This window comes from Streptococcus sp. SG2, from assembly GCF_030439925.1.
GTDB lineage: Bacteria > Bacillota > Bacilli > Lactobacillales > Streptococcaceae > Streptococcus > Streptococcus gordonii.
This window is the reverse complement of sequence record NZ_JAQFJD010000002.1, coordinates 60,092-86,611: the sequence shown is the minus strand read 5'-3', so window position 1 is coordinate 86,611 and position 26,520 is coordinate 60,092. Positions and strand designations below refer to the sequence as shown.

Sequence of the window (26,520 nt, the reverse complement as noted above, 5' to 3'; positions counted from 1 at the left end):
CTTGACCTGCTTAGTGACTGCTAGATGCACTGGTTTCAGTTGAACTTGAAGCTTCTGTAGATGAAGCCTCCTTTTCACTAGAGTCGCTTGAGCTTGAATCGCTTGTCAGTAGTTCGCTCCGACTATCCCAGTACTTCTTGTATTCACCTTCCAGCGAGCTAAGCTTGCTTTCTCGATCCTTACCTGATAGCTTGTCATCTTCTCGTACTTGCTTGATTTCCTGTGCCAAAGCATAAAGGATGAGGTCATTATCATTAATCCGCTTGGCTGTATCCAAAGCATCCTCAAATGTGTTGCGACCGATTTGGATCCAGTAAATCAGGTAGAGCTCATCCGATTTAAGACTCACATTATTCAAGATGACCTTCTTTTGATCAGATGAAAATTCTAGTCCTTGAATATAAGAGTAAGCCAATTCGTACTTTTGAGTCGTTGGAAGACTAGAAGGGGCAATACCTTCTAACTCAGTGATAACACCACTATAATCGACCTTGATAAAGGCAGTATCTGCCTGCAGAAGCTTTTCTTTAAAAGGATTTTGCAGGAAAATGAGATAAATCAAGGGAATGATCAAAAGGACAACAGCTACTGACAGCCAGATAGATGCCAACTTGAAAACCCGATGCCATCTGCTAGACACCTGAATCAGAGTCGCTTTTTCTTCCTTGGTCTTATCTAGATAAGCCTTTTCTAGAACTGCCACTGCAGCGGTCTGGTCTTCTGCTTCACGGAGTTCAACCAAAAAGTCTGGTAAGGTTTCCAACTCCAAAGATCCATTGTAGAGTTCCATAAAGTCCACATCCGCAAACAAAGTCGCAGCAAAACACTTGGCCTGGCGCAAGAAATCTTCAGCAGTCAGTGCCTCCGGTGTCATAATACCTGGAACCGCACGATAGGCAATCTTAGCCTGAGCATCCTTGGTAATCATGAGGTTGCTCGGATGAAGAAGAAAAGTCACTGGTAGCTCCAAAGCAGCTTCAAGAGCAAAGACATTGAGAGCCAAGCGGATTCTTTCTGAGATTGGACGAGATTTAACCTCTTCATAGCTGAGACTATGTGGCTCTAGCTGGTAGGTAAAAGTTAAGCCATCTTCATCCGCATCCATGGTCTGCTCCAAAAAGAGCGGATGGTGTAAATCCAAAATCAGTAACTCTCGTAAGTCTTGCGTAGCCACATCTGAACGGCGTAAACTTAATTTCCATTCCTTGTCACTTTTCTCATAGGTAAAGGTTTGTTCTCCGTATACAAATTTTTCCTCAGTCACCTGATGCCTCCTCTATCTCTACTAAATCTCCTGTTGTAATTGGATAATCTGATAGGTACTTGCCCTCATCAAGTAGCAAGCCTTTATTAATAATTCTCAACTGGTATTTTGGCCTTTTTACTTCTGGCCCAAAAATGCTATCTATTTCTCGAATCAGCCGACGTACTTCAATCCGTCGAGGAATTCGAATATCGACATCCCTATCTGATAGGCGTAGGGTTATATTGATATGTTGCTTCATTCTCTCAATTCTCCTAATTTACAATCTCATATCTGGTCATGAGTTTTAGTTTTTAAAGGTCCACTTATGAAAGTCAGTCCGTAGCCACCTTATAGCTGATAAAGGCTGTAATCCCAACCAACAGGACGACTAGGCCAATATAGACAACCCCTGGCAAAAAATCTCCCCAGCTAGTGGTTCCATCTTCTCTCTGGCTAATTTCTAACTTCGAAACCGCTTGGCTTCTTGACTGAAATAACTGCTTTTCTTTGGCTTCCTTAACTGGCCCCTGTATAGCAGAAAACAGTTGTCCCCCTTCTGTGGCCAACTGTTTATTCTGATCATGCTGTATCTCCTGCAGTTTCTTTTGATCTGCGGCATTAAAAAGCGCCTTAATCCGTTCCGACTGCGCACCAAAATTTAACTCCTCTTCTCTCTCAAGTCTGGAGTTATCGATTTGCAAACTATTATCTTGGAGGTCGTCCGCAGCAGCCACTGAGACTGCTGCACACACCCCTACGGTAAAAAGCAAGAGAATTAATTTTTTCATATCCTATTATACTTTCTGGGTTTGACTGATTGTTCCTTGAAAACTTCTGGGTTTGACAAAGATATTAGCTGCTGCTAATAAGCCCAAAACAATTAAGAGAGCAAAGAAGACAAAGAAGCCTGCTGCTTGCCCGTCAAAGTAAGCTGAGAGTAGATTTTCCAAAACAGACAGTGCATTCAAGTCCTTGATGAAGGCTGGGAAGCCTGTCAGACTAGCCGTTGTTCCAATAGCATTGGATAGATAAACAAAACTAATCATCATAAAGAAGGCAAGACCCATACCGACAACACGGAGATGTTTCAATAAGAAATACTGCCCTTGGACAAGAATTTGACTGGCAAATACTAGCAAGAGTACCCAAGATGGCACATATTCACGACCAACTGAGAGCTGAATGCTTGAGATAATCCCAATTGCTAAACCAATGGTCAAGGCTAAGCTGGATAGGACACCAACTGTCGTAATATCTGTATCGTGCAATTTGTCTAGCTTGAACTTGTCTTTGACTTTGCGAACGATATTCTGTGTCGCAAAAAGATAAGCTGTAAAGAGACTCACAATTTCTAGGAGCAATATCCAAGTGAATGGACGATAGACATTGACTGTTGCTTTCACTGATGAAGAACGTTGCGCTACTGGACTAGATAAGAATTTAAGAAGAACCTCATTTGGCACGCCATTTTCATAAGCGTTATTGAGTACCTTGATAAAGGATTCTACAAAGTTCCCATTCGCTGCTAATTCTTCATTAAACTCTGCCATCAAAGTTTCTGCATCGCTAGACAATTTTTCTGTGTTACCCTGAGCATTCGCCAATTCCCGATGGAAATTACTGAAAATCTGATTCGCAGATTCAGCCGCCTGAACATTGCTTTGAGATGAAGCCTTAACGCCTGAAGTCGTACTTAACAAAGATCTGAATTCAGAATTAAGTGAAGACAGTTCAGAGTCCGTTTTGGCCAAAGCTGCTGTACTAGCAGTCTGAGATGTAGCAATTTCAGACAAGCTTTCTCTTAGCTTTTCATATTGTTTTAGCTGACCATCGATGGCTGTTCCTAATTCCTTATTGCTAAGTGCAATTTTTTCTAGGTTTTCCTTCAATTCAGGAGCTGTTTCTTTCAAATCTTTCAAGGTCTCGTCTAATTTTTGACGAACACCTGTTTCTTTATGATCCTTGTCATCTGAGGAACTGTTCGCTTGAGAAAGACTATCGTTGTAATCTTTCAAGTTAGCATTGATCGCTTCTGATAGAAGTTGAGTCAAGGCATCTGCCATGTCCCCTTTTTTCAATTGTTCTATTGTAGAATAAACCTTAAGAAGAGAATCTACCTGCTGATAGGCTGAGGCAATTCTCTGAGACTGCATACCATAACTAGCCGCCGCCTGCTGAACTCCTTGAATATCAATTGCTGCAGTAGCCGACTGTACACCATTGAGGGTGATTGAGATCTGAGTATTTGTCGCAGAAGTGGCATCGCTATCACTTGTATCAGATGATGCACTTTTGACGCTATAACGAATATCAAACTTAGCGTTTTCTACAAGATTAATTTCTTGGCCATCTGTTACAGTGCTACCATTGTAGGACACTGAATCTACTGTCACACCATCTGGCGCTTGCCAAGAAACCTTAGCCTTGGCTACAGCGCCATCAACTGCGTCAGTGCTTGTCACTGCTTTAGCTGCCAATTGGTTGAGAGTGTCAGAACTTGTCCCGTCACTAGGAGTCCCGTACTCCTTAAGCTCAGCATAGTTAATACTTGGCACAGTAATAGACAAGCCAAAAGCATTAAATGTCTTTCCACTGAAATCTTCTGCTGGCAAAGCAGCGATAGCATTGGCTAGTTCAGCCTTGATTGAGCTCTCAGAGTTCTCTAAATCCTTTAAGCCCCCTTTTTCGAAGACTTGATTTAGAGTGACTTTGTCCCCAGATTCAACCCCATAGTAGCTCGCCAATTTTTTCGTGATAAAGTCCTTTATGTTATCTTGGTGTTCTTTGAATTTATCACGTTCAGCTTTGAGATCTTTTTCTAAATCTTCAATTTTCTGAGAAACACTTGTTGCCAGACCTGTATAGGTTTTCGCATCTGCTGCATCCTTGCTCTCTGACGAGCCAATCTGCTTACCAAGTGTTTCCTGTTGCTTTTGCAAGTCATCATAAAGCTTCTTTGTTTCTGAGCTCAATGAATCACGGCTCATAGACATCAGCTGATCCATAAAGGCCGCATAGCTAATCTGATCTTCACCTCTTTGCTTGAGCAAGCTACTAAAATTATTGTCATAAGCTGTCTGGGACGTTCCAAGAGTATCAAATGACTGTGTGAAATTCTCCAAATTTGATTTCAGCATGTTATTAGCATCTACTGATGAATTGGTCATGCTGTAAAGCGTCGGAAAAATATTTTTTGAATTAATAGCTGTATCCAATAGATTGGTCTTATACTTGCCAATATTGGTCGCTTGAACTTGTGAACTTGCTTGAACATTTTTCTGGGCAGTATAAAGGTTACTTAAAATGCTAGCCATATACATATCAACCAACTGGCTGTTCAAATCTGCCACAATATCTTTCGCTAGCTTGTTTGCCTCATTTTCCACCTGCAGATTTCCAGCCGCATTAACCTTATAGGTCACGGTTGTTTTATCCGCATTAATACTGTTCACATCCAGTACTTTTTCTGAAAAATCGCTCGGAATGGTCAAGACTAGCTGATAAGTTCCTTTTTCCAAACCTGCATCGGCTGCCCCGCGTGTCACGACAAACCAATTTTGGGAATTATCTCGTTCAATATTTTTTACATAGCTAGCCCCAAGATTGTACTCTTTCTTATCCACACGTACAGCTTGGTCTTCATTGACAATGGCTACGTTTAATTTAGTTTGTTGACTCGTTTTTTGTTTTGTTTTATCGCTGCTTGTCGTATTATTCTGTACAGATATATTTAAAATTGTAACGATCGTAAACAGCAAAACCACTAAGAGACTATTGCCGATATATTTAAAGATTTTTTTATTCTTCATTCTTTCGCTTTTTAATTTTCTTTCTGATACTAAAAAGAGGAAGGCCCTCGCCTTCCTACTAAAGCCACTTATTCAAAATTAATGAATTTGTGCTGCAATATCTTGGTCAGTTTGTTCCACGATATCAGCAACTTTCACCAACTGAGCGTTAATGTCTTGAAGCAATTGTGCAAATTCTTTAATCTTTGGAGACAGTTCATTGAATTGTTCTTCAAAGCTTTGGAAAGCTGAACCTTCCCAGTTTTCAGAAATGATCGCTTGTTCATTCGTAAGAGATGAAAGAACTTGATTCACATTTTCTGCACCATCTGTGTAACGTTGCGCTGAAGCACGCAATTCTTCTGGAGTTAATTTAATCCGAGCCATAACGTTCTCCTTTTTATTTGTTTTGTATATTCTATCATAAGAAATTGTAGCTTGCAACATTTTTCTGTGAATTTTATACATTTTTTTTGAAAATATACTTTTCATCCGTATTATTTCCGAATTTTCTCTACCTTTTTTCCTATTTTCTTTCTTAAAATAACATCATTTTCTCGCCCTATCTTCAAATAAGTCGGCAAATTTTTAAAAATAGGTAAGACAAAAGAGCACCCGAAAACCAGTATGAAAAAATTTGAGAGGCAGAAGGCTAGTAATATCGCCAAGTCCTTTTCTTGAAAAAACACCTGCTCCTCAGCAGATGCCTTCATTTACCGATAGTAATCATAAGCTAACCGAGGGCTTCCGTCTGCTACATAAATGACACCACACTCAATAAATCCATAAGATAAGATAGCTGCTTGCATGGGCTTATTATCTGCATGAGTATCGATACGTAGATGGGGGATCTCCTGATAGCAAAAATCAAAAACCTGATGAGCTATACCTTTGACTTGGCCGTTTGAAGCGATACGATGGATCGTTCCATAAGACGCTGTCGAACGCCAAGCTCCCTTTTCAATGACTTGATAAGTTGGATCCTCTCCTATGATAAAAGCGAAAGTCCCAACTATCTTTCCATCCTCCTCTACAACAAAGGACTGATGAGAGCTTATATCTGCTTCTATTAAAAGTTTGCTAGGATAATCCTCTCCCCACTGAGTTGGATTTCCTTGCTCTTTCATAAACTTGCGAGCCAGATCATAAATCTCCATGATAGCTTTTAAATCTTCTTCTTTGGATAGACGTATCTTCATCTTTTCCTCCTTTATTGAATGATGGCTAGCTTCTTGATCCTTTCCAATCATTACATTATAAGAAAGGAGACTGAAACATTCTTGTCCCAGTCCCCATCTTGAAAGAATACTATTTAAATTCTTCTGGTTCACCAGTATATTGGGCCCATTCCGGACTAAAGAAACGGTCATTGAGCTTGTAAGCCGGCGCAGGCTGTGGATTTGCCACAAATGGATCCACGACCTTATCAAAAGCAAGCCAACCTAGCCAACCCATATGGATGGTGTCCTGCATAAAGTAAGACTTATCGCCATCCTTCGAAAAATCAGCAATGTTATTAAAACCTTGTTCGGTCAGCTGATATTTGATTTTCTCAACAGCCTGCTGATACTTTTCTTGACTCAGCCCCGTATATTCCATCCATTTGGCATTGACCGGAGGAATCACAAAGAGAACATTGGTCTTAGATTTAGCAAACTGATCCAGAGCCAATTGCAAATCATTGTATTCAGGAGATTGCACATAGGATAGATTCCGCTGAGAACCCTTGAGACGTTTCAAGGCTCTTTTTAGACGATTCTTATAGAATTTGTTTTCAATTCCAAGATCATTGCTACTAGTGTTTTTCTTAGCTTCTTCTGTTCCGACCTCTTCCAAGGCATCATAAGAAAATTTGTCTGGCAGATTCTTCAGCTTAGACAATACAAATTTTTCATAATTGTCGTTATTAGCTGCGACAAAATTGCTGAAAAAAGCATCCTCTCGCCGATTGATCCGTGCCATAAAACGGATAAAAGAACGATCAAAACTCGTCAATTTTTGCCTATTGGCCAATTTTTGAACATTATCTTTCATAGCAATGTTAGGATAAAGCTGCAGTAGACGCTGCGCTGCGTATTGGGCGGCACGATCCCCGCTCTGTTGCCTCAAAAAGCTGGTCAGCTGATCACTATTAAAGTATTGCTGGAAAGCCGAAGCATCATATCCCTTCTTGGTAAACCACTGGGGGGATACCACATAGACAGCTGTTTTATTTTCCAGTTGTGGCAGGATCTGCTGCATACCAAAGTACTGATTGAGAGAGGCCGCTCCACGTTGACCTAAGAAATAAGGTCGGTAAGAACGGTCATATTTTTCTGCTAAAACAGCCGGGTGCAGACTGTCAAAGCGTAGCCATTCACTCGAACCAAAGAAAGGGACAAAACGATGTTCTTCATCAGTCAAAGCCTTACTCTTTTGGGTTCGATTTTTGAAATTTTCTGCCGTTAAAGTGACGGCTGAACGCTTTTCACTCTCATAATTATGATTGTAGTTTATCGGATAGAAAAATAGCAAGGCAACTACCAACAGTAGCGCACAAAAAACTGGCCCCAAAATCAGCCATAATCGTTTAAGCATTACGAAGCTCCGTTACACCCTCAACGATTTTATTGGCTGTATTCCAGTCATCGCGACCAAATTCAGAGACTGGCACACGAATATCAAAACGGTTTTCCAATTCTACAATCAATTCAACTGTTCCCATGCTATCTAGGACACCTGCATCGAACAAATCTTCATCCATCATGTCAGAGACATCTTCCATAAATAATTCATCGATAATTTCAATTACTTCTGCTTTTACATCCATTGTATTTTCCTCATTTATTTTTATTTTTTAAACCAAAGATCATTCAAAAATCCTGAGAAGATTAAGAATGACAGCATAACAACATGGAAGGTAATAACCATACCAAGAGCTTGAGTCCATTTGTTATCCGGTAAAGGTGCTAAGCCTTTGACCTTTCGTTCTTTATTGATGGTCTTTTTCTTGCGAATCCAAGCATCATTAATAATCAGACCAAAGCCATGGAAAACTCCATAAGCCACATAGTACCAAGTCACTCCATGCCAAAAGCCCATGATGGTCATGTTGATCAAATAAGCCACTCCCGAGGTAACGTTTCGGTTTTTAAAGACCTTGTTGCGCATCAGGACCATGACTATTCGCATAAAGACGAAGTCACGGAACCAGAAGGACAGACTCATATGCCAACGATTCCAAAATTCCTTTAAATCCCGAGAGAGAAATGGTTTGTCAAAGTTAATCGGACTCTTAATCCCCATTAGATAGGAAATGGCCACCGCAAACATAGAATAGCCTGCAAAGTCGAAAAAGAGATCCAAACCAAAGACATACATAACACCCAAAGTTCCTAGGTTAAAGAAACCACCAATATAAAGTGCATAGGTCTTGACATGTCCCAAAAGCAAATGTCCAAAGATATGAGCCAGGACAAACTTATACAAGAAACCTAGCATGATATAGTGCACGGCTTTCTCAAGCATATTAAGAAGTTCTTCTCGGTCAGGAATCTGAACATAATCTTCATTGAAACGTTTAAAGCGATCAATCGGCCCACTAGAGAAGGTGGGCATAAAGAGCATGAAGCGCAAAAACTCCCAAAGACTAAAGTCTGTCAGAGCCCCATCTCGTAGCTCCATCATCATACCAACAGAGCGGAAGGTCAGATAGGAGATCCCTAGAAAACCTAGCAAGGACTGATGGTGATCTTGAATAGCTGGTGTGACTTTCACAATCGTTAAGGGCAAAATTGCCAGGAAAACATGCAGATAGAAGACCCACTTATTATCCCATCTTTTCCGATAAAACTTGTAAAGAAAGAGCCAAAAGGTCTGCCAAACTACGTAAAAGATAAAGGCAAGAAACTGAGTCAGATCGGGTCCAACCAACATAAAGATGATGAAGGCTAGGCTTACCAAGACTTCATAAAGCGGAAATCTTTTTTTAAAGAAGAGCCCGATGAAGATAGGTAGAACTGCTAAGATAATATATACAAAATATTGGGGATCGCCATAAGGTTCCAGGTGAGGAAGTTGTTTTAAAATTTCCATCATCGGTTATTGACCTCGCTGATTAAGCCCTTGATATCGATCTTACCATTAGGTGTCAGAGGTAAGGATTCACGATAAAGGAATTTAGATGGCATCATATAAGACATCATGATATCTTCCAAGTCTTCCTTAATAGCTTTTGTAATATCAATCTCACGCTCAAACTGTTCTGCCACCCCATCTTTTAAGATAACATAGGCCAAAAGATTTTGTACCTTGTGGTCCTTGTTATAGCGAGGCACAGCCACTGCGGAATCAATGTATTTTGATTTATTAAGATTTTGTGAAACATCCTCCAGCTCGATGCGGTAGCCATTAAATTTAATCTGGAAATCCATCCGTCCGCCGTAAAGCAAGAGTCCTTCATCAGTCATAGAACCCACATCTCCAGTATGATAAGCAGGCAAGCCCTCAAATTCAAAGAAAGCCTCTGCTGTTTTTTCTGGATTGTTCATATAACCCTTGGACACAGCTGGACCAGAAACGATAATTTCTCCTTGCTCACCATTCGGAAGTTTCTGGCCGTTTTCATCAATGATAAAGGTTGGAGAATCTTCCTTAGTATAGCCTATTGGCAGACGTTTCATGGTTGCTAACATCTCATCAGTAACTGCTACAGCTGATAAAGCCACTGTTGCTTCCGTCGGTCCATAAGCATTGATGATACGAGCATTTGGGAAACGGTCGCGCAATTTTTGAGCTGTCTTGACCGTCAACTCTTCTCCATCAAAATAGAAATGAGTCAGTCCTGGCATCTTTTGGCTATTGAAATCATCTGAAAGCATGGCCATATCAGCAAAAGATGGTGTTGAGGTCCAGATAGCAATTGGCAAGCTCAAAATAGTTTCAAAGAGTTGCTTAAAGTCTTGCGTAATAGCACTTGGAAGGGCGAACAGCGTTCCTCCCAAAGCCAGAGTTGGCGCCCAGTACATCACAGACAAGTCAAAAGAGTACGGAGGCTGCGCCAACATTTGCGGTTGCGCAGGTGTTGCGAACTCTTTATCCGTAATCATCCAGTTGGTAAAGCTCAGCAAATTGTCGTGGGAAATTTGAACCCCTTTGGGCTTTCCTGTTGTTCCAGAGGTAAAGATGATGTAGTAATTATCATCTCCCTTGACAGAATGAGTGATTTCATAAGCTGTCTTTTGAGCAAAGCTTGCCTGTAATTCTGTTAAACTCAGGCTTGGAACAGTTACTTCCATAGGAAAGTCTGCAATTGCAATGATCAAGCTTGGCTCAGCAACTTCTACAATTGCTGCCACGCGCTCCAAAGCTGAATGACTATCAATCGGAATATAAGCATGACCTGACTTGGTCAAGGCTACAAAGGTCGCAAGCATCTCATACTCTTGGCCCCCATAGACCACGACAGGAGATTTAGCAGGTAGACCTAGACTGTCAATCTTAGCTGCTAGCGAATCTGAATCAGCCTTCAAGTCAGCGTATGTATGAACCTCCCCCAATACATTGTATACAGGGAAGTCTGGTTGTGTCTGAGCATAGTGCTCAATTGTTTCGATCATATCGTTAATGGTCGTATTCGTCACGAAAGGATACCTCTTTTAATCTTAAAATTCATTGTAAATAAAGCCACCCTGGCCTTGGCCCAGGTAACTAAAGAAATAGAGAAGTGCTAAAAAGATAACAAAATAAAGCAGGGTTCTCCACAAAAAAGTGTAAATTGTTTGATGTTTTTTCATTCGTCATTCCAAATCATTCAATAAATATACTCTATTTTACCATTTTATTCACCCAGTTTTCAATCCTAAATCTATTTTGTTTCTAAGTGAAAAAATTTATATATAAAATTTTTATATATTTTCTTGACAAGTCATTTTATTATGTATATAATTTATATATAAAATAATTATATATAAATATTTTTTATATTGATAAAGGAGGAAAAAAATGTGTATTACTTCCCAACCTCATCAGCCCTAATTGAGTTTCTCATTTTGGCCCTCGTAGAAAAAGAAGATTCCTATGGTTATGAAATCAGCCAGACCATTAAATTGTTAGCCAATATCAAAGAGTCCACTCTTTACCCAATTCTGAAAAAATTAGAAAAGAATAGCTACCTAACCACCTACTCACAAGAGTTTCAAGGTCGTAAAAGAAAATATTATTCTCTCACAGGTGCGGGGCTCGACCAGCTCAATAAGCTCAGAGAAGAATGGAATCAGTATATTAGTACAATCAACAATATTATAGAAGGGAACATCCATCATGACAAGAACTGAATATCTCGCTCAGTTAGATAAATATCTGAAGAAACTCCCCAGACACGATTACCAAGAAGCTATGGACTACTTTATTGAATATTTTGATGAAGCAGGCCCTGAAAACGAAGCCCAAGTCATAGCCGAACTTGGTAGTCCTCGTGAAGCTGCACATGAAATCATGGTCAACCTCTTAGATAAGATCATAGAAGAAGACGAGCCAAAGAATACTAAGAATGTTATCCAAATTGCTATCCTATCTATTCTAGCAGCACCTCTAGCTATTCCGCTAGCTCTGGTCGTCGCTATTTTAGTCTTCGTCTTCTTCTTCTTGATTGGAGTCTTTGCTTTTGTCCTGGCTGTCGGCTCCTTCGCCTTTTTTGTCTTTGGTATCAGCTCGATCTGGGACAGCCTGACCATCTCACTAGGAGTTTCTATTCCTAGCTTCCTACTTACTATTGGAATCAGCCTTCTAGGTTTTGGACTATCCGCTTTCTGCGCTTTAGGTGTTTCACCTCTCATACAGTTCACCAAAAACAACTTTATCAAGCTAGCGAAACGACTTTCAAAGAAAGGAGCACGCCATGCCTAACTGGAAAAAAACATTACTAACTGTCGGAATCTCAGCATGCCTACTAGGAGGTGCACTGATTGCTACAGGAACTGCAACTGGTGGCATAAACCACTTGTTGCAAGCCAATCATACCAAATACAGTAAAAAGACAGAGGACTTCTCCGATATTTCTGCTCTGGATATCGATCTCGGAAATCGAAACCTAGTCATTGAAGAATCAGAAGATGATAAAACACATTTGACCTATTATCAAGGCAAGGAAGCTTCTGAGCGAATTGTTACCTCAGCCAATCAAGGAACTCTAAAGATTCAGCAACCAAAGCCCCTGATAACTTTCGGCTGGAGCAGTGGCATCCGTTCTATCTTGAACTTTTTTGACAACGAAGGAGGGCGTTCAACGGTTACCCTCAGCCTACCTAAGGGAACAAAACTTTCAACCCTTAAAGGCAACAGCAGTCTAGGTGACGTTTCCCTATCTGGCTTGTCCGTTCAAAAATTAGACCTTAGTCTTTCAGCAGGCAGCCTAACCGTCAAAAACAGTACGATTTCCACGGGAGACTTATCGAATTCTCTTGGAGACGTTTCCTTATCTGATCTGGCCATCCAAAAATTGGATCTTAAGCTCTCATCAGGCAGTGTGACTATCGATAACACTACTGTTGAAAAAGGGTATCTAACAAATTCTCTAGGGGATATCAACCTAAATAAAAGTAAACTATCAGATAGCACAATTAAGCTTTCATCAGGTAGCATTAACTCTCAGCAACTCACTCTGTCAGGTGATATCAATATTGACAATAGCTTAGGTGATATTGAGCTAAACTTAGTCAAAGAAAGCCTTGAAACTCTTTCATTTGATATAGAAACAAGCATGGGTAGCATCACTGTCCCCCGCAATTTTCAATCTATCACAGGTGAAAATGACGAGGTTGGTTCTAAACTGAAACGCCAACTGGATAAGAGTAGCGGAAAAGTTTTTGTAAGAGATAGCGCCGGAAGTATCGAGCTGTCTGTTGCTGAGTAAAATTATTTTAACACTTCCACCAAAAACTGCATCCGTCTGTGGATGGATATGAATACATAAAAAAATAGACCGGGATATCTATCCCTGCCTATTTTTTATTTAGCAATTGCATGATAAGTGGTTGTGCTGGTAAACTCCTGACCAGCCCTAACAATGACCTGGTCTTTCTGATGGCTATGTATAGCATCAGGAAGAGCCTGCATTTCAAGGGTTCTTAATTTTTATATAATCTTATCATATTCATCTGTTTTTTCCTGTGTCACTTGCTCAATCTTCTTTCTCACTTGCCCTTTTATGGCCGTATCCATCTGCGATTTTATTTTCCCAATAGCAACTTTTGTCTCCTCTGCACTTTGTCTTACTTTTTCTTTATAATCTTTTTGCAAAGAATTTTTTTCATTTAAGATTACTGTTGCCATAGTATAGATTCTATTCCTCTCCATCATTCGATACATCTGACGTAAAGCAAATTCATATTCTTCATCTGTGTAATATTCATTTAATGGCGCGAGCATATGACCTCCTTAAATCTCCGATTGTCTGTTCTAACTCATCTTGCTTTTTACGATAATCTCTATCTAACACCTCTTCATGGTACTGCAATTCATCTTCTCTACGCCTACACGCAAACTGAGAATCCTCCATCAATTGTTGTAAACTCCTATAAAACTGTTCCCCATCTTGGTAACTGTGTTGTCCCTTTTGAAGAAAAACATCCATTTTACCAGCTTCGTCTTCGACGATTCTGGCAAGGCGGTCTCGACGTTCATAGAGTTCATTACGTTGATTCATCAAAGTTGCCTTCCGCTTTAGATACTCATCTTCCAAATCATGATACTCTTTTTCTTTTGCTTTTAGCTTTTGGAAGACTAAATCCGACTGTTCCATTTTCTAAATTCTCCTGCCAATTCCTTATCTGTAGCTAGTTTATTCTCAATGACTTGGATGATCTGTTGGTTAAGGGTATCAAACTCTGTAGCTAGTTTTTCAGCCTTTTGATTCATTTGCTCAAAATCTTGCTCAACTGAACTGACAATTGTATCCTGAGTCACACCCGCAGACGCAAAAGTCGATAGAACTTCGTCATAACTCAGGTATCGGAAACTACTAAAATCAAGCTGATCCCATAGGTCTTGTACTTTTGACACCACCTCTTCTTGAAGGTGCTTGATGTCGTCTGCACCAGCTCGAGCCGCATTAGCCATTCCTTCCCCTAGAGCCATTCCCTGCAAACTATCCAAGTATATCTCTTCCCTACTTGACAAACCATCTGCTGAGAGGTAGTTTTTGATTTTTTGGTAGCGGTACATACCTGCTGTTGCTTCTGCTAGCGCCGTTACTTTGAGATTCGTGACACGTTTTCCGTTCAAATCAACTAACCGGCCATTCTCATCAAATTGCCACTGGGACAAGTTATGATATGCTAACTTGTCACCCCAGTTATCTTTTGCAGGATAGATATAGGGATAGATAGCTGTTTGAGTCGTATTTCCCGTAACATTACCAATAACATCATACTTATGACGATAATTACTAAATTGTTCTGGATGTTCTTGCATGTACTTGATTTCTTCTTTCGAAATCAAGTTATGAATATCTGGCCCATTAAAACCAATATTGGGATAACCTCGCTTTAAAGCGACATACATAGCCAGTGACTCACCTAATGAATGCCCTGCTGTTGTAATTTTGGCAGTGGGATGTTTTTGCCTGACCTCTTCCTCCACCTCCTTGGCATAATTCAAGGCTGTTACAAACTGAGAATCTACTACTTTCGCAGAATTTAGACCGGAACGAAGTTGTAGTTTATCCCGCCCAAGCCCTAAAGACTGTAAATCCGTTTCAATGTCCTTCATATCCGAACTATTCGTCCCTGCATAGGCAATCACTACATGACTATAATCCACATTCCCTTTTTTATCCACAGGAGCAACTGCCATAGCCTGCATACCGTTGGAGGTATTGTCAACAGGAGCTGTTATAATTTTAAATTTCCCCTGTGCCACTACTGCCCCTTTTTTTAAAGGAACTTTCACTTTATGAGAATCTACAGCATAAACATCATCAACAATATATCTATAATCTCTCTCAGTCGTCATCCTTAGTTTCCCCCAGATAGCTAATCTTTATATTATCAATTGTCTTTGTATAAGGAGCATCCGTCTCGTCAACAGACATGTCTTCTAAATAATATCCAGATGTCCGTATAACATCCCCAAAAGCATCCTCTGATAGGGATATTGTTGCCGCTCCATTGATTACAAGTGTTATTCGCCAGGTCCCTGTTGTTTCATTTTTTCTGAATTCTATGAATTCTATAGTTTCAATCGGATTCTGTGTTTTTAATTTTACTCTATTAACTACAAATAGTGCTATCCTATCCTGTTCGATTCTCATTTTCTCTTCCAATGTTTTTTCTTTTTGGTGATTCAAACTAAACATTATAATCCCTCCTATAATACAAATGATCAAAGCAATAATACCCCATTTTTTATGCTTATTCATTAACATACCTCCTTATACCATTCTATAAAGTAAATAGTCCCAATTACCTTATAGTATAACATAAATAGCTGTTTTAACTAACATTGGTGTAACCTAGTGCCGTCACAAACTGAGAATCTACTACTTTCGCAGAATTCAGACCGGAAAGAAGTTGTAGTTTATCCCTCCCAAGCCCTAAAGACTGTAAATCCGTTTCAATATCCTTTATATCCGAACTATTCGTCTCTGCATAGGCAATCACTACATGACTATAATCCACATTCCCTTTTTTTATCCACAGGAGCAACCACCATCGCCTGCATGCTATTGGAGGGGTTGCCTACGGGACTGGAAATTACTTTAAACCGATCATTTGCAACAAAACCATCATTACTATAAGATCTACTCACTTTTAGAGTATCCACTTTATAAACATAATCAACAATATATCTATAATCTTTATCTGTTATCGTCATTATTCTCTCCTAAATATATAATTTTAATACCATTAGTCGTTTTTGTAACAGCAATGTCTCTTTCCCAAACTAGCATCTCTTTAGGATCATAACCAGATGTCCGTACGACGTCTCCTAAAATTAACATCATCAATTTTTAATCTAACTCAAATTACGCCATTCAAAGCCGTCTGTTCTTTTTTTTGAAAACTAAATATCATAACCCCTCCTATTATTAATCCAACTATAGTCACAAGGCTCCATTTGATTTGCTTTTTTATAACAAGTCCTTATCTAAATCATCTTTTTTAGGTAATTCTAAAATAAAATTTTTATAAAAGCCTAGGGTGGCAACGAACAAAAATATACTATCAAATAGAGTGATTGCAAGAGATAGCCAAGGTACCAAAGAGATAATGTTCCCTGCCGTATCTGTAATTCTCAATAATTGAAAATCTTTAAAAATTGGCAAAAGATAAAAAACGTTTAATAAGCTAGCAAGATAGCCTACTAAAACTAAAGACTTTAATCTTGTAAAAATCCATATACCCAACCAAGGGATACTTATTAAAAGCAATGGCAACCCCCAAAAAATTACACACAGAAATACAAAATTCGAACCATACCATATCCAAAGACAAACAAGAAGACCTAGATAAGAAAATGTAAAAATGAACCCTAATATTTCATTACTTATTTTAGCCATTATGCCCTCCCCAAAAATTTCTTCATTACGAATGTCATTGTAAAATGTCTTACTCAATGCTATTGTTCCTATTTTAGCATATTTATCATGAAAAAAAGCGTCAAATTCTTTTGACGCTCCTTACATTGTATACAAATCAAATCTATATTTTTATTTAAAATTCTTCCAACCTGTATTTAGTTATCTATTTAAATATCCTTCGATTTTATTTAGCAATTGCATGATAAGTGGTTGTGCTAGTAAACTCCTGACCAGCCCTAACAATGACCTGGTCTTTCTGATGGCTATGTATAGCATCAGGAAGAGCCTGCATTTCAAGAGCTACTCCATTGTGTTGTTTCATTGTTTGACCAGCAAAGCGAATTTCTTCATCTACACAATTTGCGGTGTAGACCACCAAACATGGTGCTTCTGTCTTAAAGGTCAAGAAACGCCCAGATTCCTGATGATAGAGGAAGCCTGCCGTTTCATGTCCTGGTTTTAGTGCAAAAGGATGATCTAGGCCTGACACCAATCGAACCTGCTCATCCTTTTCAGCAAAGAGGTCCTTCAGAAGCATCGCTTGCTGCAGATGCTTTACAAAATCACTTGTTTCTACCTCTTTAGCTGGTACTCCATCCGCCGCAATTGGATAAACCCCCAGGCTATCTACCTGAAAGACATGGTCATCAATGGTCTGAGCAAAATCAGCTGAAAGATTAAAATAGCTATGGTTGGTTGGATTGATAAGAGTATCTCGGTCAGTTTGTACCTGATAAGAAATTTCCAGCTCCCCTTTTTCAGAAAGTGTATAAGAAATCCAAACCTTGAGATGACCTGGAAAACCTCCAGTCCCATCTGCTCTTTCTGTAAAAAGAACTAGGCCTTCGTCAGTGACTTCTTCCACTTGAAAAACAGCACTGTCCCAACCAGTAGACCCACTGTGATTGCAATTTTGACCATTATTGGTTTCTAGATGATAGGTTTCTCCCCCCAATTCAAAACTTGCCCCGGCAATACGACCAGCTACAGGTCCAATACTGGCTCCATGTTTAGGGCTATTGCCAATATAATCTTTAAATTGATCAAATCCTAAAATAACATTAGCAAACTGGCCTTTTTTATCTGGTGTTTGGTATTCCAGTATTGTCGCCCCATAGTTCATAACACTGAGACGATAGCCCAGATCGTTTTCAAAGGTGAAGCGAAAAATGTTTTGCCCTTGAAACTCTCCAAATATAGTTTTTTGATACGATTTCATAATAACTCCTTGTGATGAAAATGTAAAAGAGGGAAATCCGAATCTTCTTTAGCAATTCCTATCCCATACTTCTTTTACTATAACACAGTACCCATTCTAAAAACACCTACTTATTAAAGAGTTTCTTCTACTTTATCAAACCAGCTGTGGGCACTTTTGGAAAGAATCTTGTTCGCTTAAATCCTATTGAGTAAAGCCAAGCACTGCAATTAATCCTCTTTTTTCCTATTTAGCAAAGGGATGAATAACAACTCCCTGCACAACACGGTTAACTGTACCAGTTGGCGAAGGTGTATCTGGTCGATTTTTAACTTTCAAAGAAGTAAGCAAAGCAAAAAGCTGGCCATAAATGATATAAGGGAAGGTCCGATAGACATCGTCCAGTAATTCACTTGCCATTTCTACTTCTTCTACTTTTGCCAATCCTTCTGCCTTGTCTGTCAGCAAAATAACCTTGCGGGCAATCTCATCCCCAGCAACTTCTCTGACTAAATCTAGATCGTATTGCTTGGTATATGGATCTTTTGATCCAAAGATCAGGACAATTGTCTGCTCGTTGACCAAGGATTTTGGTCCATGTCGGAAGCCAACTGGACTTTCATACATTGTTGCCACTTGGCCGGCCGTCAATTCTAGAATCTTCAATTGAGCTTCATGGGCTAGACCAAAGAAGGAGCCTGCTCCAAGATAGATTACACGATTAAAGTCTAAGTTTACCAAATTTTGAATCTCATCTACTCGGTCTAAAGTTTGCTGGCTTAAAGCAATCAAAGACGCAACTTTTTCCTCTTTTACTGCAAGTTCGGATTTATCAAAGACTAGTAAAGCCGTTAGCATCATAGAAGTAAAGCTCGATGTCATAGCAAAACCAGCATCGTTGGATGGAGATGGTTGGAGCAAGAGCAGGTTTCTCTCGTCTCCATGAGCCTGCTGGGCTAATTTCCCTTCTGCTGCACAGGTAATTGTTACCTGATAAAGCTCATCTACCAACTGTTTAGCTAAATCGACTGTTGCTACACTCTCAGGAGAATTACCACTACGAGCAAAGGAAACCAAGACTGTCGGAACATGCTTACGCAAATGAGTCAAAGGATTGGCTACAATATCCGTTGTCGCAACCGAGTTGAAATTCCATTTTCGCTCATCGTAAATACTTCTGAGATAGGGAATCAAAGTATCCCCCACATAGGCTGAAGTACCCGCCCCAGTAAAGATAACCTTGATATAGTCATGCTTACCATCAATCGAGTCTAAGAATGCCTCAATTTCGGTTTGGTGAGCTTTATAAGCATCGAAGGCTGTCTGCCAAACTTGTGGTTGTTGGTGGATTTCGCGCGTGGTGATTTCAGCTCCTAAGTCTACTAATTGCTCTCTTGAATAATTAAGCATTTTCTTTTTTGTTTCCTTTCTATTTTATTCGAATGTTTTCAAACATTTATTTTTAAAAAAGAGGAGAGGAAAAGCTCCCTCTCCCCTCATTTGTAGTCTATAAATCCCTAAATAGTGACTGGTGTCTACAAGACTTTTTTCGACACCTGCCTACTCGTCTTCATCATCGTCAGCAAATCCTGCTAAGAGGTCGTTGACTTTAACAATGCTTTCGGCCGCTTTTTCTTGATAGTTGCTGTCGGCGCCGATCAAGGAAGAATTGATAAACTCAATGACCATTGGTAAATTCATACCAGCATAGAGTTCAATTTCTTTACCTTCCATAATCAAGCGACTAACAACATTACATGGTGTGCCTCCCAAGAGATCTGCAAATACCAGATAGTCATCAAAATCTTTGATAGTATCTAAAAATTTTGCCAAAAAATCATCTGGTCCTTCTTCTGGAAGCAAGGCAACACTATGGATGGACTCTTGTGGGCCCATTATCATCTCTGTACTGTGTTTTAACTCTTCACAGAAACGACCGTGGCTAATTAATACTAATTGCTTACTCATAAATTACTCCATTACGCCATTCCAAAGAAGAAGTGACCGAATGCTGAGAATGCAACTGCTGCAAGAATGATGAGCAAGATAGCTTTTGTAGAGTTCATACCCTTACGTCCAAGCAACCAATAGATTACACCTGTGATGATAGCTGGTACCAAACGTGGGAAGATGAGGTTTAGCATATCTTGAATTTCAATCGCTTTGTCCCCAATGTGTGGAGCCCAAGAAACTTCAACACCAATCATGCTGGCGATCAAGGCACCAACCATGAAAACACCAAGTACAGATGCAGCATCTATCAAAGCTGTCAAAGTACTTTGCATGTTGTTGACGAGGTTAACCCCTTCTTTATAGGCAAATTCCAATTGTTTCCAACGGAAAATGTCATAAGCAACTGCCACAGCGATCCACAAGAAGATACCTGCTGGGTTTCCTGCAACAGCCAAAGTTGCTGCAATTGAACCCATAATCGCTGGTACCAATGATCCAAAGATTGAGTCTCCAAGGGGAGCGAATGGTCCCATGAGACCTGTCTTGATACCATTGACCGCATCTTTTGATTTGACGCCATCTTTTTCTTCCAAAGCAAGGTCAAAACCAGTGATAATAGTGTGGAAGAATGGTGAAGTATTGAAGAATTGCGTATGCAATTTCATCATTTCTTTCAGTTCAGGTGTACCGTCTCCATACATTTTACGTAATTGTGGCAAAATCATGTAAAGGTAACCAGAAGCCTGCATACGCTCATAGTTCCAACCCAATTGGAAGGTAAACAAGCTACGTTTATTAATCTGTTTAAAATCTTCTTTTGTTAGTTTGTAATTAGAATTCGTCATCTTCAATTTCCCCGCTTTCTGATTCAGTTACTGGAGCAGCTACGACTGTACGTTGGCTGTTTTTGAAGTGTTGTACTGCAAGGAAGACACCAATGATAGCAATACCAATCATAGATACACTCTTGAAGTTGTTAACAAAAGTAATGGCTTGTTCTTTTGGAAGTTTAGAGAACACTTCAGAACCAACAATACTAGATACTGCAGTACCAAGACTTTGAACATTGCTATAAAGCACTGTCAACATAGCTGTCAAACCAAATCCAAGTGCCAAATAGTGAAGGTTACGTTTAACTGGAAGATAACGAAGCAAGATTGCAAATCCAAGGCCTGGAAGCATTTGACCCGCCAGTTTTAGACCGTTCGCCAACCATTGTACATTAGCGAGACCTGTAACGATAGTTGTTACAAAGGCTCCACCATAGGCAAGGGCAAAGAAGACCGGGAGGGCACGAGAAAGAGCCCAAGGAATCGCACCAAGGAGATAGTTGCGTTCGATGCCTTTGTAGTCAAAGCGTTCAATCGCGGCATCCACACGGTGAGCGAAGTAAGTTGTAGTCATACGACCAAGAATATCGAAGTATGTCAACAAAGTTGCTACCGGCACAGCAATTGTAGCAATAGCAAGTTCTGGATCAAGCCCTTGAGATACAGAGAAGGCAGTCGCAAGAACCGCACCAGAAGTGGCGTCAATACGAGATGCACCACCGAATGTACCAACACCGAGTACTACCAATTGAAGAGAAGCACCGATGAACAGACCTGTACCCATATCTCCCATAATGAGCCCTGTGATAAATCCAGCAAATACAGGTGAACCTGCTGAAGAAACGATCGTCAACTCATCGCAGATTTGATAAGCTGAGTACAGAGTGAGTAGTAAAATTTGCCACCATTGTATCATGACAAAGACCTCCTAAAAATTTTTCCTTATTTTAACAAATTCATAAAATCCGCAACCGGATCATTTGGAACCATCTGAGCTGTCAGCTTCACGCCTTTTTCATGCAGTTTGTGGAAAGCTTCCACGTCTGCATCAACTACATTGATGGAGCGAGTGATTGGACGAGTTTCGTCTGATTGAGACATATTTCCGACATTAAGTGTTTCTAGTGGCACACCAGCCTCTACCAAACGAAGGAAACGGTCTGGTTTACGAGCAACGATAAAGAGTCGTTGTGAGTCATATTTACCAGCCAAGATGTTTTCTGCTGCTTTAGCGATTGGCAAAATGCTGAGCTTCACTCCTGGTGGCGTTGCCAACTTGAGTCCGCTCTTTTCAATATCGTTTTGTGCCACTTCGTCATCAATTACCATGATGCGTGTCACATTAAGCTTAGTAGTCCAAAGGTTGGCTACTTGTCCATGAATCAGACGTCCGTCGATTCGATTCCCTACGATTGTCATAAATTTTCCCCCTTTATATTTTTAAATGTAGGTTGGTTAACAAGATGAATAGAATCTTTAAATTCCCCTTCCGTCTCAAAAATAATGATACGGTTTGCTCCTTCCTTTAGAAGGCCATGAGGAATATAAAGAGATAAGGTTGGCCCGACATTCCAGAAACGTCCAATATTGACTCCATTGACAAAAGCGACGCCTTTCCCAAAATCTGTCAAATCAAGATATGTATCTTTAAGCGCTTTCATTTCTAGGTTAAAATCAAAGGCATAGAAAGCTGGATGCCCCGGGTACCATTCTTTTGAAAAGTCAATCTTTTCAGGTTGATCGAGAGTAAGGCAGTAGTGTTGCCAATCTAGCATGAAGTGTAGGTCCTTGCAGATCCCTGTTCGGATGCCTTTTCTTTGAGTATCTGCCAAGAGTTTATGGCCGTAGTTGACTCGACCCATATTTTCTACGAGGATGTCAATACTATGCTTTCTTTTGACCTGTCTATCGACAAAGATATCTGCACCAATTTCAGTTTGATATTGGGTAGCAATATGCTCTTGGTCAATAAAAAGTTGCATCCGATCGCGACCGTCAATAATACGAATCTTTTCTTGATCTGCATCCCAGTCAGCTTCTGTATGATAGAGTAGATAACCGTAGTTCTGTCCTAGTTCCTCCATCTTTTTAGGATAGAGACTTTGAACAGGCTCTGCCAAATCCGCCAAAGTTTCAAACAAACTAACCTTGTCGCTCAAGGAAATATTTTTTTGTTCAAAGCTGCCTTTCACCAGAGGTTCCATTTGTGGAAATTCTGGGTAATAAGTCTTTAACATCTTTTGAACTGCAAAATACTTAGGTGTTGGATTTCCAGCTTCATTTAGCAAGGCATCGTAGTCATAGGAAGTGACTTGCGGGAGATCAATTGTTCCACGCGCTGAACAACCATTCATGAAACCAAAGTTGGTTCCCCCATGAAACATATAAAGATTGATCGAACCTTGCTTGAGAACCTCATGAACGGCTTCTGCCAACTCTTCAGGATCCCTTGTAATAATAGGTTCCTTCCAGCGATTAAACCAGCCGTCCCAAAATTCCATACACATGAGTGGCCACTTCTTGTCGTGCTCTTGGAAAAATTTTTTCATCGAAGCAAAATTTTCATCTGCTCGAGAGCCAAAGTTTCCAGTAACCAACAAATCCTCATCAATCAGTGTACCTGCTTCTAAAGTTGCTCGCCAGGGGCCATCTGAGGTAAAGAGTGGACAGGTTATGCCTCGCTCTATCATTAGGTCTCTGACAGCTCTGAGATAAGCTTTATCCTCACCATAGGAACCATACTCATTCTCAACCTGCATCATGAGAATATTGCCACCCCGATTCAATAATCTAGGTGTTAAGCGAGGAAGCAGTTCATCGTAGTAAGCCGCTACGGCCTCAATAAATCTGGGATCAGATGAACGAATTCTCATGTCTTCTGTCAAGAGCCAAGCTGGTAAGCCACCAAACTCCCACTCTGCACAGATGAAAGGCGACGGTCGAACAATAGCATAAAGTCCTAAGTCTTGAGCTGTCTGCAAGAACTTTTCTAAATCCAACTGTCCTTGAAAATTAAAACATCCCTTCTCAGGCTCATGTACATTCCAAGGAATATAAGTCTCAACCGTATTAAATCCTAAAGCTTTTAAGTTGTAAAGCGAGTGATACCAGTCATCTGGATGCACTCGGAAGTAGTGGATTGCACCTGATAACACCTTAAATGGCTTCTGATCTAGTAGAAAATTATTAGACACTTCAAACCTTGCCAAACGCTCACCCTCTTTCAAAGAAAACTCTTTCATTAATTAATATAATAATATTTTGAAAAAAAGTCAATAGTTTTGAACTATTTTTTAGAAAATATGGTAAAATTCTAGTAAGAGGGAATAGAAGTGAGGTGAAAAAATAATGGCAATCCCTAAATACCAATACATAAAAGATGAACTAAAACAAAAAATCATTTCTGGTCAATTTGAAAATGGTGATAAGTTTTACACTGAGGCTGAATTGATACAGATGTATGATGTTAGTTCTATCACTGTCGTCAGAGCACTAAACGATCTTGCCAACGACGGATATATTATCCGCCAGCAAGGAAAAGGCACCTTCGTATCTAGAGCCCGTAAGCATAAACTAGTCGAATTTTCTGATGTAGAGGTTTTTCCATCCCAAAGTGACCATGTCACTGTCTTATCCATTGAGCGTGGAAACGATGGAGCCATTCTAGACAAACTCGGTCTAAAGAGCAACCAATTCTATTATAGGATCGAACGGGTCAGAGAAACCAATGGTGTGACCTATATTTATCAGCAATCCTATATCCCAGAACAATATGTAAATGCGAACTATCCAAACTTAGAGTACTATAGTTCTATTTATGGTCGCTTCAAAGCAGATTATCATATTCATATGAACGATGAACCCTTTGAAGAAATCAACGAAATTGTTTTCCCAACACCTAAGCATGTAGCTGAAAAACTAGGAATCGATCCTCAATTTCCTTCTGTACATCAAGTGAAAACTACTCAGCTTGAAAGTACTGGACAAATCCTGGAATATGTTGAGAGTTACAAACGCGGAGACTTTTATAAGATTAAGTTTATTGCCTCTGATAAAAGTCGTTAATAGTAGTAAAAAACGAACTCTATCAAGCATTTACACCCTTTTGTAAAAGCGCTTTCATTGATGTTTATATTATATCGTGTTTTACCTAAAATGAAAAGTTATTTTGTTAGATACCTTTAATTTGTTTGCTAAAATATATAATATGAACACTTATTTAAACAAAAAGCTATCGATTAACTGAATCGATAGCTTTTTTAGCTTTTGTTTTATGGAAGGTTTGTTGACTCACTTTAGTCAAACAAACAAATTTTCTGACTAACTAAGCCATTTCTTCCTTTACCCGGAGTCTTTAAAAGGAAAAATATACAGAAAATGGACAGGTCGGTTATCAATGTCTAAAATGTCTCACGCCTGTGAAGACCATGGTCAAGCCATATTTGTCCGCTGCTTCGATGGATTCTTGGTCGCGGACGGAGCCACCTGGTTGGATGATGGCCTTGATACCGGCTTTGGCGATTTCTTCCACGTTATCGGCAAATGGGAAAAAGGCGTCGGAAGCAAGTACAGCACCATCAAGACGATCTTTGGCTTGGTCAATGGCAATACGGACTGAAGCCACACGGTTAGTCTGACCTGGGCCAACACCAAGTGTCATGTGGTCGTTGGTCACGATGATTCCGTTTGATTTGACGTACTTGATAGCCTTCCATGCGAACTCAAGAGCTGTCGCTTCTGTCTCGGTTGGCTGGCGTTTGGTCACCACTTGCCATTCAGCTGGGCTCTCTTTCACCACGTCTTGGTTTTGCACAAGAAGTCCACCGACAACACCTGTGTATTCTGCTTCCACTTCACTGGCATCTTGAGCATCAAATGGCAAGACAAGGATACGCAAGTTTTTCTTTTTGTTGGTCAAAATGGCTAGCGCTTCATCCGTATAGCTCGGTGCAATGATGATTTCAAGGAAGACGCCATGCATCTTCTCAGCTGTCGCAGCATCCACCTCACGGTTAAGGACGACAATCCCACCAAAGATTGAGACAGGATCAGACTCATAAGCATAATCCCAAGCAGTCTCGATGTCATCTGCTTGACCGATACCACATGGATTCATGTGTTTCAAAGCCACAACGGTTGGACGGTCTTTGAAATCACGAATGATACGGATAGCTGCATCCGCATCGCGGATATTGTTAAAGGACAATTCCTTACCGTTGAGCTGTTTCGCTGAAGCAATTGAGTAGTCTGTCGGCAAGGCTTTTTGGTAGAAGTCCGCATCCTGTTGAGGGTTTTCACCATAACGCATAACTTGCTTGAGATCATAAGTCAAGGTCAATTTTTCAGGCTTGCTTTCTCCGACTTGAGTAGTAAAATACTCTGCAATCAAGGCGTCATAAGCCGCTGTGTGGCGGAAAACTTTTGCTGCTAAACGTTGGCGAGTTTCGTAAGTAGTTTCGCCATTGGCTGACAATTCTTCAAGAACTACAGCATAATCAGCAGGGTCTACCACAACTGTTACACTGGCATGGTTTTTAGCTGCTGAACGAAGCATAGACGGCCCGCCGATATCGATATTCTCCACCGCATCAGCGTATGTCACATCTGGTTTGAGAATTGTTTCCTTGAAAGGATAGAGATTGACCACCACAAGGTCAATAAGCTCAATATTATTATCTTTAGCCGCCTCTAAATGGCTATCGAGATCACGACGAGCGAGGAGCCCACCGTGGATATTCGGGTGCAGGGTCTTGACACGACCATCCATCATTTCTGGGAAGCCAGTCACGTCGTCAATAGCAATGGTCTCTACCCCAGCACTATCGAGGGCAACCTTTGTTCCACCTGTCGAGATGATCTCCCAACCGAGTTTTTTGAGTTCTTGGGCAAATTCAACAATGCCTGCTTTGTCTGAGACGCTGATTAAGGCGCGTTTAGTCATTTTCTTT

30 protein-coding genes and 1 pseudogene are annotated in these 26,520 nt (G+C 40.2%); 4 read left to right on the top strand and 27 right to left on the bottom strand.

Features of this window, described 5'->3' with window-relative positions:
• Positions 1-10: 10 nt before the first annotated feature.
• The 11 genes from essB to PCY09_RS04285 all read right to left on the bottom strand — a co-directional run bounded on the left by essB (position 11) and on the right by PCY09_RS04285 (position 10,808).
• Complete coding sequence (gene essB, locus PCY09_RS04335) at positions 11-1,264, bottom strand: type VII secretion protein EssB (RefSeq protein WP_061596325.1); 1,254 nt, start codon at positions 1,262-1,264, stop codon at positions 11-13.
• Positions 1,257-1,505: an EsaB/YukD family protein gene (locus tag PCY09_RS04330; RefSeq protein WP_011999611.1), complete on the bottom strand. Its 249-nt coding sequence runs from the start codon at positions 1,503-1,505 to the stop codon at positions 1,257-1,259. The genes essB and PCY09_RS04330 overlap by 8 nt, the downstream gene beginning before the upstream one ends.
• Before the next feature lie 73 nt (positions 1,506-1,578).
• Positions 1,579-2,034 carry a type VII secretion protein EssA gene (gene essA, locus PCY09_RS04325; RefSeq protein ID WP_061596327.1) on the bottom strand — a complete coding sequence of 152 codons (456 nt, stop codon included), beginning with the start codon at positions 2,032-2,034 and terminating at the stop codon, positions 1,579-1,581.
• A gap of 6 nt (positions 2,035-2,040) precedes the next feature.
• Positions 2,041-5,055 (bottom strand): type VII secretion protein EsaA, encoded by a 3,015-nt coding sequence (gene esaA, locus PCY09_RS04320; protein WP_061596328.1) that lies wholly within the window; start codon positions 5,053-5,055, stop codon positions 2,041-2,043.
• Between the two features lie 78 nt (positions 5,056-5,133).
• Positions 5,134-5,421 (bottom strand): WXG100 family type VII secretion target, encoded by a 288-nt coding sequence (locus PCY09_RS04315; protein WP_011999608.1) that lies wholly within the window; start codon positions 5,419-5,421, stop codon positions 5,134-5,136.
• 326 nt (positions 5,422-5,747) lie between these two features.
• On the bottom strand, positions 5,748-6,233 hold the full coding sequence (locus PCY09_RS04310; protein ID WP_061596331.1) for a GNAT family N-acetyltransferase: 486 nt from the start codon (positions 6,231-6,233) through the stop codon (positions 5,748-5,750).
• Between the two features lie 109 nt (positions 6,234-6,342).
• Positions 6,343-7,611 carry a D-alanyl-lipoteichoic acid biosynthesis protein DltD gene (gene dltD / locus PCY09_RS04305; RefSeq protein WP_125396757.1) on the bottom strand — a complete coding sequence of 423 codons (1,269 nt, stop codon included), beginning with the start codon at positions 7,609-7,611 and terminating at the stop codon, positions 6,343-6,345.
• On the bottom strand, positions 7,604-7,843 hold the full coding sequence (gene dltC / locus PCY09_RS04300) for a D-alanine--poly(phosphoribitol) ligase subunit DltC (protein ID WP_005591431.1): 240 nt from the start codon (positions 7,841-7,843) through the stop codon (positions 7,604-7,606). Before dltC ends, dltD begins: the two co-directional genes overlap by 8 nt.
• 20 nt (positions 7,844-7,863) lie before the next feature.
• Positions 7,864-9,111, bottom strand: coding sequence for a D-alanyl-lipoteichoic acid biosynthesis protein DltB (gene dltB / locus PCY09_RS04295; protein WP_125396756.1), 1,248 nt, complete (start codon positions 9,109-9,111; stop codon positions 7,864-7,866).
• Entirely contained in the window at positions 9,108-10,655 is a 1,548-nt protein-coding gene (gene dltA / locus PCY09_RS04290) for a D-alanine--poly(phosphoribitol) ligase subunit DltA (protein WP_045634522.1), read from the bottom strand. The genes dltB and dltA overlap by 4 nt, the downstream gene beginning before the upstream one ends.
• A 21-nt stretch (positions 10,656-10,676) precedes the next feature.
• Complete coding sequence (locus PCY09_RS04285; RefSeq protein WP_011999604.1) at positions 10,677-10,808, bottom strand: teichoic acid D-Ala incorporation-associated protein DltX; 132 nt, start codon at positions 10,806-10,808, stop codon at positions 10,677-10,679.
• Positions 10,809-11,018: 210 nt separating this feature from the next.
• Here PCY09_RS04285 and PCY09_RS04280 point away from each other — a divergent pair, with 210 nt between their 5' ends.
• The 3 genes from PCY09_RS04280 to PCY09_RS04270 are packed head-to-tail and all read left to right on the top strand — an operon-like array spanning position 11,019 to position 12,925.
• Positions 11,019-11,348 (top strand): PadR family transcriptional regulator, encoded by a 330-nt coding sequence (locus tag PCY09_RS04280; RefSeq protein ID WP_011999603.1) that lies wholly within the window; start codon positions 11,019-11,021, stop codon positions 11,346-11,348.
• Complete coding sequence (locus PCY09_RS04275; RefSeq protein ID WP_045634523.1) at positions 11,335-11,919, top strand: DUF1700 domain-containing protein; 585 nt, start codon at positions 11,335-11,337, stop codon at positions 11,917-11,919. Before PCY09_RS04280 ends, PCY09_RS04275 begins: the two co-directional genes overlap by 14 nt.
• Positions 11,912-12,925, top strand: coding sequence for a DUF4097 family beta strand repeat-containing protein (locus tag PCY09_RS04270; RefSeq protein WP_045634524.1), 1,014 nt, complete (start codon positions 11,912-11,914; stop codon positions 12,923-12,925). Before PCY09_RS04275 ends, PCY09_RS04270 begins: the two co-directional genes overlap by 8 nt.
• Before the next feature lie 95 nt (positions 12,926-13,020).
• Here PCY09_RS04270 and PCY09_RS04265 read toward each other — a convergent pair.
• The 15 genes and pseudogenes from PCY09_RS04265 to PCY09_RS04195 form a co-directional block, all read right to left on the bottom strand.
• A pseudogene (locus PCY09_RS04265) lies at positions 13,021-13,134 on the bottom strand (galactose mutarotase); the annotation flags it as partial.
• A gap of 12 nt (positions 13,135-13,146) precedes the next feature.
• Positions 13,147-13,440, bottom strand: coding sequence for a hypothetical protein (locus PCY09_RS04260; RefSeq protein ID WP_061602239.1), 294 nt, complete (start codon positions 13,438-13,440; stop codon positions 13,147-13,149).
• A complete protein-coding gene (locus PCY09_RS04255; protein WP_082245471.1) occupies positions 13,421-13,813 on the bottom strand; it encodes a hypothetical protein in 393 nt (130 codons plus the stop codon). The genes PCY09_RS04260 and PCY09_RS04255 overlap by 20 nt, the downstream gene beginning before the upstream one ends.
• On the bottom strand, positions 13,795-15,024 hold the full coding sequence (locus tag PCY09_RS04250) for a triacylglycerol lipase (protein ID WP_125396755.1): 1,230 nt from the start codon (positions 15,022-15,024) through the stop codon (positions 13,795-13,797). Before PCY09_RS04250 ends, PCY09_RS04255 begins: the two co-directional genes overlap by 19 nt.
• Positions 15,014-15,430: a hypothetical protein gene (locus tag PCY09_RS04245; protein ID WP_061582595.1), complete on the bottom strand. Its 417-nt coding sequence runs from the start codon at positions 15,428-15,430 to the stop codon at positions 15,014-15,016. Before PCY09_RS04245 ends, PCY09_RS04250 begins: the two co-directional genes overlap by 11 nt.
• 73 nt (positions 15,431-15,503) lie before the next feature.
• The gene (locus PCY09_RS04240; protein ID WP_125396754.1) at positions 15,504-15,716 is read right to left on the bottom strand and encodes a hypothetical protein; all 213 of its coding nucleotides are present in this window, start codon (positions 15,714-15,716) and stop codon (positions 15,504-15,506) included.
• Complete coding sequence (locus PCY09_RS04235; RefSeq protein ID WP_061602236.1) at positions 15,679-15,885, bottom strand: hypothetical protein; 207 nt, start codon at positions 15,883-15,885, stop codon at positions 15,679-15,681. Before PCY09_RS04235 ends, PCY09_RS04240 begins: the two co-directional genes overlap by 38 nt.
• A gap of 256 nt (positions 15,886-16,141) precedes the next feature.
• Positions 16,142-16,570: a hypothetical protein gene (locus PCY09_RS04230; protein WP_061602235.1), complete on the bottom strand. Its 429-nt coding sequence runs from the start codon at positions 16,568-16,570 to the stop codon at positions 16,142-16,144.
• 205 nt (positions 16,571-16,775) lie between these two features.
• Positions 16,776-17,810 (bottom strand): aldose epimerase family protein, encoded by a 1,035-nt coding sequence (locus PCY09_RS04225; RefSeq protein WP_061602234.1) that lies wholly within the window; start codon positions 17,808-17,810, stop codon positions 16,776-16,778.
• Positions 17,811-18,035: 225 nt separating this feature from the next.
• A complete protein-coding gene (locus PCY09_RS04220; protein WP_045772612.1) occupies positions 18,036-19,199 on the bottom strand; it encodes an SIS domain-containing protein in 1,164 nt (387 codons plus the stop codon).
• 150 nt (positions 19,200-19,349) lie between these two features.
• Positions 19,350-19,757, bottom strand: coding sequence for a PTS sugar transporter subunit IIA (locus PCY09_RS04215; protein ID WP_061602233.1), 408 nt, complete (start codon positions 19,755-19,757; stop codon positions 19,350-19,352).
• 11 nt (positions 19,758-19,768) lie between these two features.
• Positions 19,769-20,587: a PTS system mannose/fructose/sorbose family transporter subunit IID gene (locus tag PCY09_RS04210; RefSeq protein ID WP_061602232.1), complete on the bottom strand. Its 819-nt coding sequence runs from the start codon at positions 20,585-20,587 to the stop codon at positions 19,769-19,771.
• Positions 20,574-21,488, bottom strand: coding sequence for a PTS mannose/fructose/sorbose/N-acetylgalactosamine transporter subunit IIC (locus PCY09_RS04205; protein WP_061582592.1), 915 nt, complete (start codon positions 21,486-21,488; stop codon positions 20,574-20,576). Before PCY09_RS04205 ends, PCY09_RS04210 begins: the two co-directional genes overlap by 14 nt.
• A gap of 26 nt (positions 21,489-21,514) precedes the next feature.
• Positions 21,515-21,991, bottom strand: a complete 477-nt coding sequence (locus tag PCY09_RS04200; RefSeq protein ID WP_008808079.1) for a PTS system mannose/fructose/N-acetylgalactosamine-transporter subunit IIB — start codon at positions 21,989-21,991, stop codon at positions 21,515-21,517.
• Positions 21,988-23,814, bottom strand: coding sequence for a beta-galactosidase (locus tag PCY09_RS04195; RefSeq protein WP_082245470.1), 1,827 nt, complete (start codon positions 23,812-23,814; stop codon positions 21,988-21,990). Before PCY09_RS04195 ends, PCY09_RS04200 begins: the two co-directional genes overlap by 4 nt.
• Positions 23,815-23,920: 106 nt before the next feature.
• On the opposite strand from PCY09_RS04195, the gene PCY09_RS04190 reads away from it, so the two are divergent.
• The gene (locus PCY09_RS04190; RefSeq protein WP_008808077.1) at positions 23,921-24,637 is read left to right on the top strand and encodes a GntR family transcriptional regulator; all 717 of its coding nucleotides are present in this window, start codon (positions 23,921-23,923) and stop codon (positions 24,635-24,637) included.
• Between the two features lie 328 nt (positions 24,638-24,965).
• On the opposite strand, the gene purH is transcribed toward PCY09_RS04190, so the two are convergent.
• Positions 24,966-26,513, bottom strand: coding sequence for a bifunctional phosphoribosylaminoimidazolecarboxamide formyltransferase/IMP cyclohydrolase (gene purH, locus PCY09_RS04185; protein WP_061602231.1), 1,548 nt, complete (start codon positions 26,511-26,513; stop codon positions 24,966-24,968).
• Positions 26,514-26,520: the final 7 nt, after the last annotated feature.